This is a genomic window from Streptomyces sp. NPDC045287, assembly GCF_056432325.1.
In genome coordinates this window covers 49,683-63,548 of sequence record NZ_JBWKJG010000012.1, presented here as the reverse complement: position 1 = coordinate 63,548, position 13,866 = coordinate 49,683, and the positions used below count along the sequence as shown (strand labels likewise).

The 13,866-nt window shown below is 74.8% G+C and carries 15 protein-coding genes; 11 read left to right on the top strand and 4 right to left on the bottom strand.

Features of this window, described 5'->3' with window-relative positions; genetic code table 11:
- Window positions 1-190: 190 nt before the first annotated feature.
- From AC07D6_RS20495 to AC07D6_RS20485, 3 genes are read left to right on the top strand one after another with little or no spacing between them, the layout of a single operon-like run.
- The gene (locus AC07D6_RS20495; protein ID WP_479046300.1) at window positions 191-1,609 is read left to right on the top strand and encodes a DUF6421 family protein; all 1,419 of its coding nucleotides are present in this window, start codon (window positions 191-193) and stop codon (window positions 1,607-1,609) included.
- A gap of 59 nt (window positions 1,610-1,668) precedes the next feature.
- Entirely contained in the window at window positions 1,669-2,427 is a 759-nt protein-coding gene (locus tag AC07D6_RS20490) for an SDR family NAD(P)-dependent oxidoreductase (protein ID WP_479046297.1), read from the top strand.
- A complete protein-coding gene (locus tag AC07D6_RS20485) occupies window positions 2,424-3,503 on the top strand; it encodes a threonine aldolase family protein (protein ID WP_315879501.1) in 1,080 nt (359 codons plus the stop codon). Before AC07D6_RS20490 ends, AC07D6_RS20485 begins: the two co-directional genes overlap by 4 nt.
- Window positions 3,504-3,892: 389 nt before the next feature.
- On the opposite strand, the gene AC07D6_RS20480 is transcribed toward AC07D6_RS20485, so the two are convergent.
- Window positions 3,893-4,606 (bottom strand): lysophospholipid acyltransferase family protein, encoded by a 714-nt coding sequence (locus tag AC07D6_RS20480; RefSeq protein WP_479046294.1) that lies wholly within the window; start codon window positions 4,604-4,606, stop codon window positions 3,893-3,895.
- Between the two features lie 241 nt (window positions 4,607-4,847).
- Between AC07D6_RS20480 and AC07D6_RS20475 the strand changes: the two genes are divergently transcribed.
- The 5 genes from AC07D6_RS20475 to AC07D6_RS20455 all read left to right on the top strand — a co-directional run bounded on the left by AC07D6_RS20475 (window position 4,848) and on the right by AC07D6_RS20455 (window position 7,940).
- Complete coding sequence (locus tag AC07D6_RS20475; RefSeq protein ID WP_315879493.1) at window positions 4,848-5,207, top strand: TlpA family protein disulfide reductase; 360 nt, start codon at window positions 4,848-4,850, stop codon at window positions 5,205-5,207.
- 63 nt (window positions 5,208-5,270) lie between these two features.
- Window positions 5,271-5,351: a putative leader peptide gene (locus AC07D6_RS20470; protein ID WP_391653810.1), complete on the top strand. Its 81-nt coding sequence runs from the start codon at window positions 5,271-5,273 to the stop codon at window positions 5,349-5,351.
- A gap of 52 nt (window positions 5,352-5,403) precedes the next feature.
- Entirely contained in the window at window positions 5,404-5,937 is a 534-nt protein-coding gene (locus tag AC07D6_RS20465; RefSeq protein WP_479046292.1) for a flavin reductase family protein, read from the top strand.
- A gap of 190 nt (window positions 5,938-6,127) precedes the next feature.
- The gene (locus AC07D6_RS20460; RefSeq protein WP_315879495.1) at window positions 6,128-6,913 is read left to right on the top strand and encodes an electron transfer flavoprotein subunit beta/FixA family protein; all 786 of its coding nucleotides are present in this window, start codon (window positions 6,128-6,130) and stop codon (window positions 6,911-6,913) included.
- A 64-nt stretch (window positions 6,914-6,977) separates the two neighbouring features.
- The gene (locus tag AC07D6_RS20455) at window positions 6,978-7,940 is read left to right on the top strand and encodes an electron transfer flavoprotein subunit alpha/FixB family protein (protein ID WP_479046288.1); all 963 of its coding nucleotides are present in this window, start codon (window positions 6,978-6,980) and stop codon (window positions 7,938-7,940) included.
- A 90-nt stretch (window positions 7,941-8,030) separates the two neighbouring features.
- Here AC07D6_RS20455 and AC07D6_RS20450 read toward each other — a convergent pair whose 3' ends face one another.
- Complete coding sequence (locus AC07D6_RS20450; protein WP_315879135.1) at window positions 8,031-8,228, bottom strand: hypothetical protein; 198 nt, start codon at window positions 8,226-8,228, stop codon at window positions 8,031-8,033.
- Window positions 8,229-8,391: 163 nt separating this feature from the next.
- On the opposite strand from AC07D6_RS20450, the gene AC07D6_RS20445 reads away from it, so the two are divergent.
- Window positions 8,392-9,102 (top strand): MerR family transcriptional regulator, encoded by a 711-nt coding sequence (locus AC07D6_RS20445; protein WP_315879134.1) that lies wholly within the window; start codon window positions 8,392-8,394, stop codon window positions 9,100-9,102.
- An 84-nt stretch (window positions 9,103-9,186) separates the two neighbouring features.
- Complete coding sequence (locus AC07D6_RS20440) at window positions 9,187-10,485, top strand: DUF6986 family protein (RefSeq protein ID WP_479046285.1); 1,299 nt, start codon at window positions 9,187-9,189, stop codon at window positions 10,483-10,485.
- Between the two features lie 502 nt (window positions 10,486-10,987).
- On the opposite strand, the gene AC07D6_RS20435 is transcribed toward AC07D6_RS20440, so the two are convergent.
- Window positions 10,988-12,016, bottom strand: coding sequence for a LacI family DNA-binding transcriptional regulator (locus tag AC07D6_RS20435; protein ID WP_479046283.1), 1,029 nt, complete (start codon window positions 12,014-12,016; stop codon window positions 10,988-10,990).
- Window positions 12,017-12,177: 161 nt separating this feature from the next.
- Between AC07D6_RS20435 and AC07D6_RS20430 the strand changes: the two genes are divergently transcribed.
- A complete protein-coding gene (locus AC07D6_RS20430) occupies window positions 12,178-13,155 on the top strand; it encodes an ROK family protein (RefSeq protein ID WP_479046280.1) in 978 nt (325 codons plus the stop codon).
- Window positions 13,156-13,199: 44 nt separating this feature from the next.
- On the opposite strand, the gene AC07D6_RS20425 is transcribed toward AC07D6_RS20430, so the two are convergent.
- Window positions 13,200-13,574 (bottom strand): phosphatase domain-containing protein, encoded by a 375-nt coding sequence (locus AC07D6_RS20425; RefSeq protein WP_315879141.1) that lies wholly within the window; start codon window positions 13,572-13,574, stop codon window positions 13,200-13,202.
- Between the last annotated feature and the right edge of the window lie 292 nt (window positions 13,575-13,866).

Below are 13,866 nucleotides of genomic sequence, written 5' to 3'. Positions count from 1 at the left end.
CCGTTACACCCGTGGGTCATGTGGCAACCCGGACGATATGGCCGATGTGACCGTCCCAACCCCACGAGACGGGAAAAACGTCGGTGACCACGGGGGGTGTGCAGGATAATTTCCGCTGAAGCCTCTTGTGGCGAAGAACCGCAGATGGATACGGTGCCTTCACGCGAGGTTCTCCTGTGGAGGAAGTGAGATGACGGAAATTCTTGTGCAGGATGCTGTTGTCGGTGACGAGCTGTCCACCGACGTCCGGGTGGTCGACCACCCCGCGTGGCCGCAGCTCAAGAATGCCGTGGAGGAGATCCGCGTCTGGCAGTCCGCCGACGGCTCCATCGACTTCGACGCCGAGGGCGCCCCGGCCCGCGCGGACGTCGACGCCGTGCTGGACCGGATCGTCGCCGCCGTCGAGCGGCTCTCCCCGCTGCTTCCGCACGGCGCCGCGTACCACCGCGCCCTCGTCGCCGACCTGCGCCGGTGGGCGGCCGGTGGTTACGGCGTGCCGGACTTCCTCGACTCCCTGCTGGCGTTCCAGCCCGCCGCCGAGCGCGTCGACGGCCGGCAGCACCTCGTCGTGTTCCCGATGTACACGCAGAACGGCAACCCGGACCGCAACCTGGAGGCCGTCGTCCTGCGCATGGTGTGGCCCGAGTGGCTCGCGGAGCTGGAGGCCACCCGCTACGACAACCCGCTCTTCTGCGGCATCACCTTCGAGGGCTTCACCTCGGGCTACGACACCAACTCGGCCGTCCTCTTCCCCGAGACCGTCGCCGTCCGCGAGGCCCCCGAGCGGTTCACCTGGGGCGGCATCTTCTGCGACCGCGAGGCCGCCCGCTTCCGCCGCGTCACCGAGGCCGCCGTGGAGGTCCTCGGCGTGGAGCTGCCCGCCGACATCCAGCGGATGCTCGACGACCAGCAGCGCTGCCAGGAGGCGTTCGTCCTGTGGGACATGGTCCACGACCGCGCCCACAGCCACGGCGACCTGCCCTTCGACCCGTTCATGATCAAGCAGCGCCAGCCGTTCTGGATGTACGGCCTGGAGGAGCTGCGGTGCGACCTCACCGCCTTCAAGGAGGCCGTCCGCCTCGAGGCCGAGGGCAACCCGCACGGCCGCGACGTCCAGTACGCCGTGCTGTTCGACCGGATGTTCCGCTTCCCGGTCACCGGCGACCGCGTCCGCAACTACGACGGCCTCGGCGGCCAGCTCCTCTTCGCGTACCTCCACCGGCACGACGTGGTGCGCTGGACCGACAACACCCTGCGCATCGACTGGCAGCGTGCCCCCGAGGTCACCAACCGGCTGTGCGCCGAGATCGAGAAGCTGTACCGCGACGGCATCGACCGCCCGAAGCTGGTCCACTGGTTCGCCGCGTACGACTTCGTCTCCACCTACCTCGCCCCGCACCCCGGCTCCCGCTGGGCCAAGGGCCCCGACGCCCTGGACGTCTCCCAGCCGCCGCGCAAGCTCGTCGACGACGTGCTGCCCGACGAGTTCCCGCTGAGCATGTTCTACGAGGCCCTCTCCAAGAAGCTGAAGTCCGTGATCGCCTCCACCCGGGGCATCACCGCCGCGGACGTCGAGAAGACCGCCGGCGTCGAGAAGGCCGCCGCGTGAGCGGGCACGCGCCGGGTACGGCCGGGACGTCCGGTACGCAGACGGAGGAGACGAGCACGATGACCAGCAACGGGAACGGCGGGCCGCTGGACGGCGCCGTCATCGCGGTCGCCGGAGCGGCGGGCCCCGCGGGCCGCGCCGCCCTGCTGCGGCTCGCCGAGGCGGGCGCGACCGTCGTCGGCGCGGACGCCGACCCCGGGCGCCTCGCCGAGGCCGTCGACGCCGCCCGCTACGCCCACGGCGGCGCCACCGTCACCGGCGACACGGTCGACCTGCTCGACCCGGTCGCGACCCGCGCGTGGGCCGACAGGACCGAGAAGGAGTTCGGGCGGGTCGACGGCCTCGTCCACCTCGTCGGCGGCTGGCGCGGCAGCGCCACGTTCGGCGAGACCGACCCGGCCGACTGGGAGCTGCTGGAGAAGCTGCTCGTCCGCACCGTCCAGCACACCTCCCTCGCCTTCCACGAGGCGCTCAAGCGCAGCGACCGGGGCCGGTACGTCCTCGTCAGCCAGTCCGGCGCGAGCAACCCCACCGAGGGCAACGCCGCCTACGCCGCCGCCAAGTCCGCCGCCGAGGCGTGGACCCTCGCGCTCGGCGACTCCTTCCGCAGGGCGGGGGGCGAGGACGGGCCGAAGGCCGCTGCTGCGATCCTGGTGATCAAGGCACTGGTGCACGACGCCATGCGCGCCGAGCGCCCGAATGCGAAGTTCGCGGGCTTCACCGACGTCAAGGACCTGGCCGACGCCATCGCCGGCGTCTGGGACCGGCCCGCCCAGGAAGTGAATGGACAGCGCCTGTGGCTGACCCCGAAGCCGTGACCCCGGCGTTCCCCACCCGTACCGACGCGCGCCGTCACCACGACCCGTCGGTACGGGGCTTCGCCAGCGACAACTACGCGGGAGCCCATCCGGAGGTCCTCGCCGCGCTGGCCGTCGCCAACGGCGGCCACCAGGTCTCCTACGGCGAGGACGACTACACCGACCACCTCCAGCGGGTGCTGCGCAGCCACTTCGGTCCGACCGCCGAGGCGTTCCCGGTGTTCAACGGCACCGGCGCCAACGTCACCGCCCTGCAGGCGCTCGCCGACCGGTGGGGTGCGGTGATCTGCGCCGAGTCCGCGCACATCAACGTCGACGAGGGCGGCGCGCCCGAGCGCATGGCCGGGCTCAAACTGCTCACCGTGCCCACCCCGGACGGCAAGCTCACCCCCGAGCTGATCGACCGGCAGGCGTTCGGCTGGGACGACGAGCACCGCGCCATGCCGCAGGTCGTCTCCCTCGCCCAGAACACCGAGCTCGGCACGGTCTACACGCCGGACGAGATCCGGGCGATCACCGACCACGCCCACGGCCTGGGCATGAAGGTCCACCTCGACGGCGCCCGGCTGGCCAACGCGGCCGCCTCGCTGGACGTCCCGATGCGCGCGTTCACCAACGCTGCGGGCGTGGACGTCCTGTCGCTGGGCGGCACCAAGAACGGCCTGCTCTTCGGCGAGGCGGTCGTCGTCCTCGACCCGGAGGCCGGCCGCCACATGAAGCACCTGCGCAAGATGTCCATGCAGCTCGCCTCCAAGATGCGGTTCGTCTCCGTGCAGTTCGAGGCGCTGCTCGCGAAGGACCTGTGGCTGCGCAACGCCCGGCACGCCAACGCGATGGCACAGCGCCTCGCCGAGGGCGTCCGGTCCGTCGACGGGGTGGAGGTCCTCTACCCCGTGCAGGCCAACGCGGTCTTCGCGCGGCTCCCGCACGAGGTGAGCCTGCGGCTGCAGAAGCGGTTCCGGTTCTACTTCTGGGACGAGGCGGCCGGCGACGTGCGCTGGATGTGCTCCTTCGACACGACGGAGGACGACGTGGACGCGTTCCTCCTGGCGCTCAAGGAGGAGATGGCCCGCTAGGCGCGGGGCGCGCGCACGGGGGGCGGCCGGCCGGATGCCCGCGAAGGGCCGGCCGCTTCGCCCTTCCCCGCGCGGTGTCCCGCGCGGCCCCGGGCACCGGCCGTACCCGGGGAAGGTCCGGGGAGGGCCCGTCCCCGGGGACCCGGCGGCGGGCCGTGGCCCCGCGCCCACCGTCCGCCCCACCGGCCACGGCCAGGCGCGCCTTCGGCCCCGGGGCCGCCGAGGTGCTGGAGGGGCCCGGCCCCGGCGCGCGGGTCACGGTCCGGGCCCCGCCCGACCCCCGGTCGGGCGGGCGCGCCCCGAAGGGCGGCCCACCCGCGACACGCGCTCGGCGCGGCTGCGCCGGGCTCGTCCGGTCCCACCGGGCCCTCAGCGCGGCCGCGCCGGCTTCAGCGCAGCTCCGCCGGGGTCGGCGCGGTGCCGCCCAGGTGTGCCGGGATCCACCAGGTGTCCTCCGCGTCCCTGGGCCGTACCGGGTACGCCCGCTGCGCGGCCTCCAGCAGGTCCTGGACCCGCTCGCGCAGCCGCCGCGTGATCGCGCCGGCGTACTGGTCCGTCGGCGCCTCCACGGGCTCGCCCACCCGGATGGTCACGGGGATGTGGCTGCGCCTGAAGTTCCGGGGGCGGCCCTTCGTCCACAGCCGCTGCGTCCCCCACAGAGCCATCGGGACCAGCGGCACGCCGGCCTCCTGGGCCAGCCGCGCCGCGCCCGACTTGAAGCTCTTGAGGGTGAACGACTGGGAGATCGTCGCCTCCGGGAAGACGCCGATGACCTCGCCGGAGCGCAGCGACTCCAGCGCGTGCCGGTACGCCGCCTCGCCCTGCCCGCGGTCCACCGGGATGTGCTTCATCCCCCGCATCAGCGGCCCGGAGATCCGGTGGCGGAAGACCGAGTCCTTCGCCATGAACCGCACCAGGCGCTTCTGCGGCCGGGCTGCGAGCCCCGTGAAGATGAAGTCGAGGTAGCTGATGTGGTTGCTGACGAGCACCGCGCCGCCGGTGCGCGGGATGTTCTCCGAACCCTGAATGTCGATCTTGAGGTCGAGCGCCTTGAACATCGTGAGCGCGGCGCCGACGACCGGCCGATAGACGAGTTCTGCCATCTGAGAGAACACCCTTCTTCTGTCTGCCTGGGGAGGGTCCTCCCGGCGGAAGTTACGCAGCCGTAGGTAACCGGCTTGCGCCCGATGCTGCACCATGTACCTCGCCCAGGCCAGCCCGAACCCCGCTTCGGAGGGCGGAATGCGGCGAGATACTCGTCACGTCGCCTCACCGGGGGAATCGCCGCGGCCCCGCGCGGCGCTGTACGGGCGGGAAGACCGGACGACGGGAAGCGGGGCTGCGGTGGTGCGCGACGGCGCGGAGGAGCGGTACGGGCGGGTGCTCGGCCCGGGTGACCTGGGCGCCGAACTGGGGGAGCGGGCCACGCTCGTGCAGTTCTCCACCGCCTTCTGCCAGCCCTGCCGCGCCACTCGGCGGGTCCTCGCCGACGTGGCGGGCATGGTCGGCGGCGTCGCCCACGTCGAGATCGACGCCGAGCGCGAGCTGTCCCTCGTCCGGGCCCTCGGCGTCACCGCGACGCCCACGGTGCTCGTCCTCGACGCGGCCGGCCGCGTCGTTCGCCGCGCCGCCGGGCAGCCCCGCAGGGCCGATGTGATCGCCGCACTCGGCCAGGCCCTCGAAACCCCCGCTGACCGGCCGTGACGCTGATCGCATCTGTCCGTGCGGCCTTGACGCGGCCGACCGCGCGTCGTCAGGCTGACGCCCGTGCCGTACGAACTCCTTCTCCACGGACGGGTCCACATCGACCTCGCCCGCCACGCGAGCGCGCTCTGTCCCGGTGTCTGACCACCCCAGGACCACGGCCCCGCGCACGCACCTCCCGCAGAAGGACAACTCCATGACGGTCACCCACGATCCCGGCACCGACGCGCGCACGGCCGAAGCCGGACCCGAGCTGCTGCGCTCCGCCTTCCGGCGGCACGCCGCCGGCGTCGCCGTGATCACCGCTCCCGGCGGCCCCGCGCACGGCGGCCGGCCCGCCGGGTTCACCGCCAGCTCCCTCGCCTCGGTCTCCGCCGAGCCGCCGCTGATCTCCTTCGGCATAGGCACGGGCTCGTCGAGCTGGCCCGTCGTGTCCGCCGCCACCCACGTCGGCGTCCACCTCCTCGGGGAGCACCAACAGGAGCTGGCCGCCACCTTCGCCCGCAGCGGCGCCGACCGCTTCGCCCCGCCGACCCGCTGGACCGCGGGCCCCGAGGGCGTCCCGCTGCTCGACGGCGTCCTCGCCTGGCTGGTGTGCCGCGTCGTCGGCCGCGTCCCGGCCGGGGACCACCGCATCGTCGTCGCCGAGGTCGTCGCCGGGGACGCCGCGGCCCGGGAGGGCCGGCCGCTGCTGTACCACCACGGCCGTTTCAACGCGCTGAGGGACTGAGAGGCTCCGGTTACTCAGCGTTGGCAAGGTCACAGTGCAAAGCGCTTGCTTAGTGGGAATGCTCCCGGTGTACTGACGAGTAATATTTCGTCGTGGGGCGGCCGTCGCCCCGCGCGGAAACCGCCCCATCAGGCGCCTATGCTGCGTGCAACAAGGCAGCCAGTAATGACGATGCAGTAGGAGAGCCGGCGTGAGCTTGAGGATCGTTGTCTGTGTGAAGTACGTGCCCGACGCCACCGGCGACCGGCACTTCGCCGATGACCTGACCGTCGACCGCGACGACGTCGACGGCCTGCTGTCGGAGCTGGACGAGTACGCGGTCGAGCAGGCGCTGCAGATCGCCGAGGACGCGGACGACGCGGAGATCACCGTGCTCACCGTCGGTCCCGAGGACGCCAAGGACGCCCTGCGCAAGGCGCTGTCGATGGGCGCCGACAAGGCCGTCCACGTCGAGGACGACGACCTCCACGGCACCGACGTCATGGGCACCTCCCTGGTGCTCGCCAAGGCGATCGAGAAGACCGGCTACGACCTGGTCATCTGCGGCATGGCGTCCACCGACGGCACCATGGGCGTCCTGCCGGCGATCCTCGCCGAGCGCCTCGGCGTCCCGCAGGTCACCCTGCTCTCCGAGGTCTCCGTCGAGGACGGCGTGGTCAAGGGCCGCCGCGACGGCGACGCCGCCACCGAGCAGCTGGAGGCGTCCCTCCCGGCCGTCGTGTCCGTGACGGACCAGTCCGGCGAGGCCCGCTACCCGTCCTTCAAGGGCATCATGGCCGCCAAGAAGAAGCCGGTGCAGTCCCTGGACCTCGACGACCTGGACATCGACGCCGACGAGGTCGGCCTCGAAGGCGCCTGGACGAAGGTCGACTCCGCCACGGAGCGCCCGGCCCGCACGGCCGGCACGATCGTCAAGGACGAGGGCGAGGGCGGCAGGCAGCTGGCCGAGTTCCTCGCGAGCCAGAAGTTCATCTAGGGCTCGCGCAGCGCAGAGCCACCGACAGCCCCCTCAGACTTCGCATTCGCAGGAGAGCATTCCCATGGCTGAAGTTCTCGTCTACGTCGACCACGTGGACGGCGCCGTCCGCAAGCCCACCCTGGAGCTGCTGACGCTGGCCCGCCGCGTCGGCGAGCCCGTCGCCGTCGCCCTCGGCCCCGGCGCCGAGGCCACCGCCGCCACGCTCGCCGAGCACGGCGCGACCCGCGTCCTCACGGCCGACGCCGCCGAGTTCGCCGACTACCTCGTCGTCCCGAAGGTCGACGCCCTCCAGGCCGCGTACGAGGCCGTCTCCCCGGCCGCCGTGCTCGTCCCGTCCTCCGCCGAGGGCAAGGAGATCGCGGCCCGCCTGGCGGTCCGCATCGGCTCCGGCATCATCACGGACGCCATCGACCTGGAGGCCGGCGACGAGGGCCCGGTCGCGACGCAGTCCGTGTTCGCCGCCGCGTTCACCACCAAGTCCCGCGTCTCCAAGGGCACCCCGGTCATCACGGTCAAGCCGAACTCGGCCCCCGTCGAGGCCGCTCCCGCCGCGGGCGCCGTCGAGGCCCTCGCGGTCTCCTTCTCCGAGAAGGCCACCGGCACCAAGGTCGTCTCCCGCACGCCGCGCGAGTCGACCGGCCGCCCCGAGCTGACCGAGGCCGCGATCGTGGTCTCCGGCGGTCGCGGCGTCAACGGCGCCGAGAACTTCGCGCTCATCGAGGGCCTGGCCGACTCGCTCGGCGCCGCCGTCGGCGCCTCCCGCGCCGCCGTCGACGCCGGCTGGTACCCGCACACCAGCCAGGTCGGCCAGACCGGCAAGTCGGTCTCGCCGCAGCTGTACATCGCCACCGGCATCTCCGGCGCGATCCAGCACCGCGCCGGCATGCAGACCTCGAAGACCATCGTGGCCATCAACAAGGACCCCGAGGCCCCGATCTTCGACCTGGTCGACTACGGCGTGGTCGGCGACCTCTTCGAGGTCGTCCCGCAGCTCACCGAGGAGATCAAGTCCCGCAAGGGCTGATCCGCGACCCGCACACGGCCGGGGGCCGCGCGGTGGAACACCACCGCGCGGCCCCCGACCGTTTTTCCGCGCCTCCCGGACCCGCCGGCCTCAGCCCTCGCCGTCGGCGGTGATCCGCCACCGGCCCACCTCGCGGTGGGCCGAGTCGTACACGGCCGACCCGTCGCCGGGCCGCAGGGCGTAGTGGTGGAGGTTGCCGCCCCAGTAGCGCAGGACGCGGCCCAGCTCGCGCGCCGCGGCCTCCGCCGGCTGCCCGTCGTCGACGGTCACCTCAAGCGTGAACTTCACTGCTTCTCCCTTCGGGAAAACGGCTCTGCTCGGCCCCGGCGCCGGACCTGGTATCAAGTCTTTCATTCAACTGCTACCAGGCATTTTCACGGCCCTACCGCAGGTGGGGGCGGTGGAATGCCGGAAAAGTCTCAACTCGGCGTGAAGCCGTGGAGGAGGGGTCGTGGGTGACCGGCTGAAGGCGGCCGACCTCGCGAGGTCGGCCGGGATCTCCGTACAGCAGCTCCGCACCTACGTCGACACGGGGCTGCTCCCGCCCGTCGACCGCACCCCCGGCGGCCACCGCCTCTTCACCGCCGCCCACGCCGACGCGCTCGCCGTGGCCCGCGAGCTCGCCGCCGGGCACGGCTGGGCCACCGCCCGTACCGTGATGGCCGCCGTCCACGCGGGCGACCTGGAGGCCGCGCTGGCCGCCCTGGACGCCGGACACGCCCGGTTGGACCGGGAGCGCGGCGAACTCGCCGCCGTCCGGGAGGCCATGGGCACCGTCCTGGCCGGCCGCGTCCCGCCGCCCGCCGCCCGGCGGGCCCTGCGCATCGGCGAGGCCGCCCGCGCCGTGGGCGTGAAGCCGCCCGTCCTCCGGCTCTGGGAGGCCCGCGGCCTGCTGCGGCCCGGTCGCGAGCCGTCCACCGGGTACCGGCTCTACGACCGCACCGAGCTGCGCGTCGCGCAGGTCGTGGCGCTCCTTCGGAAGGGGCACCACCCGCTCGCCGCCGTCGAGGCCGTCCTGCGCGAGCTGCGGGCGAACGGCAGCCCCGACCGCGTCCTCGCCGCGCTGGACGCCCGCGCCGGCGACCTCCACCGGCGCAGTCTGCTCCGGCTCGGCGCCTCCGCCGCCCTCCACGGCTACCTGCGCCGTCTCGGCCACCATTGACGAGCGCCAGCCGCCCCGGATAACTTCGCCATACGGATTGTTGATTCCGTGAAGCGGAAAAGTCGAGCGGTGGAGGGTGCGGGAATGGGTCAGCAGGAGCAGGTGGCGACAAGCCTCGCCGGTGCGGTCAGCGAGGGCATCAGCGCCTCCCTCGCCACGGTGGACGCGGAGCTCGCCCGCCGCTACCCCGGTGACCCCGGCACCCGCCAGCCCGTCCACACCGTCTACGTGCCCGGCGACGCCCTCACCGCCGACACGATCCGCTCCTGGGGCGACCGCGCCCTCGCCGCGCTCGACGAGCACGCCCCGGACGCCGCCTCCCTCGCCGCCGTCCTCGGTCTCCCCGACGACCTCGCCGAGCCCGTCCACGCGCGCGTACGGGCCAAGTTGGAGCGGGAGCCGATCGAGGACCTGCGCATCGACTTCGAGGACGGCTACGGCGGCCGCACCGACGCCGACGAGGACCGCGACGCCGCCCGCGCCGCCCGTCTGGTGGCCCGGGCCCACCGGGAGGGGACCGCAGCCCCGTACACGGGCATCCGCATGAAGTGCATGGAGGTCGCCGTGCGCGACCGGGGCATCCGCACCCTCGACATCTTCCTCACCGGCCTCATGGAGGCGGGCGGCCTGCCCGACGGTCTCGTCCTCACCCTCCCGAAGGTCACCTACCCGGAGCAGGTCACCGCGATGGCGCGGCTCCTGGAGGAGTTCGAGAAGGTCCGCGGCCTGGAACCCGGCCGGATCGGCTTCGAGATCCAGATCGAGACCAGCCAGGCCATCCTCGGCCCCGACGGCACCGCCACCGTCGCCCGCATGATCGACGCCGCCGGGGGCCGCGCCACCGGTCTCCACTACGGCACCTTCGACTACAGCGCCTGCCTCGGCGTCTCCGCCGCGTACCAGGCCAGCGACCACCCGGCCGCCGACCACGCCAAGGCCGTCATGCAGGTCGCCGCCGCCGGCACCGGCGTCCGCGTCTCGGACGGCTCCACCAACGTGCTGCCCGTGGGCCCCACCGAGAAGGTCCACGACGCCTGGCGCCTGCACTACGGCCTCACCCGCCGCGCCCTGGCCCGCGCCTACTACCAGGGCTGGGACATGCACCCGGCCCACCTGCCCACCCGGTACGCCGCCGTGTTCGCGTTCTACCGCGAGGGCCTGGAGCCGGCCGCCGCCCGCCTCGCCGCGTACGCCAACCGCGCCGGCGGCGACGTGATGGACGAGCCGGCCACCGCCAAGGCGCTCAGCGGGTACCTGCTCCGCGGCATCGACTGCGGCGCCCTCGACACCGCCGAGGTGGCCCGCCTCACCGGCCTCACCCGCGCCGACCTCGACCGTTTCGCCGCCCCGCGGCGCGGCGACCTGACCGGCACCCACCAGTGACCGGCCGGTGGCGGACCCCCGCCGGACCCGCCACCGCCACCGCCGCCCCGTAACCCGTACGCGTCCACGACGCGCGGGGAGCGGGGCGGCGGTGCCCGCGGGGGAACGCGAACCGACCGCCGGCCGGTCCGACGGGGGCCCGCCCGCCACCGGCGGCGGTGGCCCCGGGGCCGGTCCGCCCCTCCGCCGGCGGCGGCACGTGCCACCGCGCGGTCCGGCGGACCACCGCCCCGTGCCCGGGGGACGGACCACCGCCCCGTACCCGGGGGACGGAGGCCGGGCCGGCGTCCTCGGCGCGGGCACCGGCCACTGCTCCCGCCGGTTTGGCCCCGGCCGCCGCGAGACGCACGGCGGGCGGGCCGACGTCCGGTGGGCGGCCCGACGTCCGGTGGACGAAGGCCGATGACGACAGCGGCGACGCCGGCGTGCGGGCCGGCGGCGTGCGCGCCCGGGGCGGGGGCGGGGCCCCGGTGCCGGCCCCGCCCCGCACCGGGCCGCGCGGCTACGCGGGCGGGACCTCGCCCGAGCCGCGCGGGACCAGCACCGTCGGCAACTCGACGCGCCAGGGCGCCTCGTGGAGGCCGTCGAGGCGGCGGAACAGCCGTTCCGCCGCCGTGCGGCCCAGCGCGGCGGCGTCCTGCGCGATGACCGTGATGCCGAGCAGGTCGGCCAGTTCGATGTCGTCGAAGCCGACCAGGGCGACCGGGCGCGTGCGCCCGGCCAGCTCCCGCACGGCGGTCACCGTCACCCGGTTGTTGCCCGCGAACAGCGCGGTCACCGGTTCCGGGCCGGCCAGCATCGCGGCGACCGCGGCCCGCACCCGCGCCGGCTCGGTGGGGCCCAGCGACACCCACGCGTCGTCGACGGGCAGCCCCGCGTCCTCCATCGCGGCCCGGTAGCCGCGCAGCCGCTCCGCGGCGGTGTGGATGCGCGGCCGGTCACCGATGAAGCCGATCCGGCGGTGGCCGTGCGCGACGAGGTGCGCCACACCCGTGCGGGCGCCGCCGAAGCTGTCGGACAGGACCGTGTCGGCCTCGATCCGGCCGGCCGGGCGGTCCACGAAGACGGTCGCGACGCCCGCCCTCATCTCCGGTTCCAGGTAGCGGTGGTCGTCGCCCGAGGGGATCACGATCAACCCGTCGACGCGGCGCGCGCACAGCGCCAGGGCGAGCTCCTGCTCCCGTTCCGGGTCCTCGGCGCTGGACCCGTTGATCAGCAGGGCCCCGTGGGCGCGGGCCACCTCCTCCACGGCGCGGCTCAGCGGCCCGTAGAAGGGGTCGGCCAGGTCCTCCAGGACCAGCCCCACGGAGGCGGTGCGGCCCTTGCGCAGCACGCGCGCGCTGTCGTTGCGGCGGAAGCCGAGCGCCTGGATCGCCTCCTGGACGCGGCGCTCGGTGTCGGGCGTGACGCCCGGCTCGCCGTTCACCACCCGCGAGACGGTCTTGAGGCCGACGCCCGCGCGGGCGGCGACGTCCTTCATGGTGGGCCGGTTGCCGTAGCGGTGGTCGGGTCGGCGGGCGGTCTCGGCCACGGTGCGCGGTTCCTGTCCTGTCGTCGTCCGGAGGTACGTACGGGGGCGTGGCGTCGAGCATAGAGCCTGGACAACGTTGTCAACAGCCGGGAGACTGTCCGGGCACCAACCGAAACCGCAGGGTCCCACCGGTCCGCGGACGTCCATGGGGAGTCGACGGGATGCACACGGAGCCGGAGCGCGACCCGGCGGCGGCCGGACTCGCCGCCGCCCTCGACATCGGCGGTACGAAGATCGCGGGCGCCCTCGTCGACGGCGCCGGCCGGATCCTCGTCCGGGCCCGGCGGCCCACCCCCGCGCGGGAGGACGCCGAGACGGTGATGGGCGCCGTCGCCTCGGTCCTCGACGAACTGGCCGGATCGCCGCTGTGGGGGCGGGTCGAGGCGGTCGGCATCGGCAGCGCGGGCCCGGTGGACGCGGCGGCCGGCACGGTCAGCCCCGTCAACGTGCCCGCGTGGCGCGGCTTCCCGCTCGTCGACCGGGTCCGCGCGCGGGTCGCCGGCCGGCCGGTCTGCCTCGTCGGCGACGGCGTCGCCATGACCGCCGCCGAGCACTGGCGGGGCGCCGCCCGCGGGTACGACGACGCGCTCTGCCTGGTCGTGTCGACCGGGGTGGGCGGCGGGCTCGTGCTGGGCGGACGCCCGCACCCGGGGCCGACCGGCAACGCGGGCCACATCGGCCACATCAGCGTCGACCTGGACGGCGACCCCTGCCCCTGCGGCGGGCGCGGCTGCGTCGAGCGCATCGCCAGCGGGCCGAACATCGCGCGCCGCGCCCTGGCCGCCGGCTGGCGCCCGGGACCCGACGGCGACGCGACGGCGGCGGGCGTGGCGGCGGCGGCCCGCGCGGGCGACCCGGCGGCCCGGGACGCGTACGACCGCGCCGCCCGGGCCCTGGCGGCGGGCATCGCGGCGACGGCGACGCTGCTGGAGGTGCGGATCGCGGTGGTCGGCGGGGGAGTGGCGAGCGCGGGGGAGGTCCTCTTCGCCCCGCTGCGCCGGGAGCTGCGGCGGTACGCGACCCTCCCCTTCACCCGCCCGCTGGAGGTCGTCCCGGCGACGACCGGCACGGACGCGGGCCTCCTGGGCGCGGCCGCGGCGGCGCTGGACCCGCGCGCGGACCGGGCGCCGCGCGCCTGACGGCCCGGCCCCGCGGCCGGCTCCGGCGGCTTCCGGCCGGCCGGCTACCCGGCGAAGCGCCGTACGTACCGCTTCTGCCAGGGCGTCTCCACCGCACGGGGGTGGTAGTGCCGGCGCACCCACTCCACCGCGCGGTCCGGCGGGACGCCGTCGAGGACCGCCAGGCAGGCCAGTGCCGTGCCCGTCCTGCCCCGGCCGCCCCCGCAGGCGACTTCGACGCGCTCCACCGCGGCGCGCTCCCACGCCCCGGCCAGGACGGCGCGGGCCTCCGCCTCGTCCGCGGGCAGCCGGAAGTCCGGCCAGCGCAGCAGGCGCGCCTCCCACGGGACGTCCGGCGGCCGCCCGCCCAGCAGATGGACCGCGTACGCCGGGGTCGGCCCGTCGGGCAGCGGGCGGCGCAGGCCGCGGCCCCGCACCATGCGCCCGGACGGGAACCGGACCACACCGGGGCCATCGGACGGCCACGGGGCGGCCGTCGTGCCGGAGGGGGAGGGAGTCACGGGCCCGACCCTAGCGGGTGCCGGGCGGGTCGCCGCCGCAGGGCGTTCGAGGGTGCGCCCGGGGCGGCCACGCCCGCTGAACCGCGCGGGGCCGCGCACCGTACCACCGGATCCGGCCAACCCGCCCCCGGTTCACCGGCCGTGCCGGCGTCCGCCTCCGGCGGGAAACCCCAGGGGCCCCGGACCGTTACGGCCACCCGTCCGGAACGCG

Excerpts from the sequence above, each read along its gene's own strand:
- AC07D6_RS20495 (WP_479046300.1), top strand. The coding sequence starts at position 191 with ATGACGGAAATTCTTGTGCAGGATGCTGTTGTCGGTGACGAGCTGTCC.
- AC07D6_RS20490 (WP_479046297.1), top strand. The coding sequence starts at position 1,669 with ATGACCAGCAACGGGAACGGCGGGCCGCTGGACGGCGCCGTCATCGCG.
- AC07D6_RS20480 (WP_479046294.1), bottom strand. The coding sequence starts at position 4,606 with ATGGCAGAACTCGTCTATCGGCCGGTCGTCGGCGCCGCGCTCACGATG.
- AC07D6_RS20465 (WP_479046292.1), top strand. The coding sequence starts at position 5,404 with ATGACGGTCACCCACGATCCCGGCACCGACGCGCGCACGGCCGAAGCC.
- AC07D6_RS20455 (WP_479046288.1), top strand. The coding sequence starts at position 6,978 with ATGGCTGAAGTTCTCGTCTACGTCGACCACGTGGACGGCGCCGTCCGC.
- AC07D6_RS20440 (WP_479046285.1), top strand. The coding sequence starts at position 9,187 with ATGGGTCAGCAGGAGCAGGTGGCGACAAGCCTCGCCGGTGCGGTCAGC.
- AC07D6_RS20430 (WP_479046280.1), top strand. The coding sequence starts at position 12,178 with ATGCACACGGAGCCGGAGCGCGACCCGGCGGCGGCCGGACTCGCCGCC.
- AC07D6_RS20425 (WP_315879141.1), bottom strand. The coding sequence starts at position 13,574 with ATGGTGCGGGGCCGCGGCCTGCGCCGCCCGCTGCCCGACGGGCCGACC.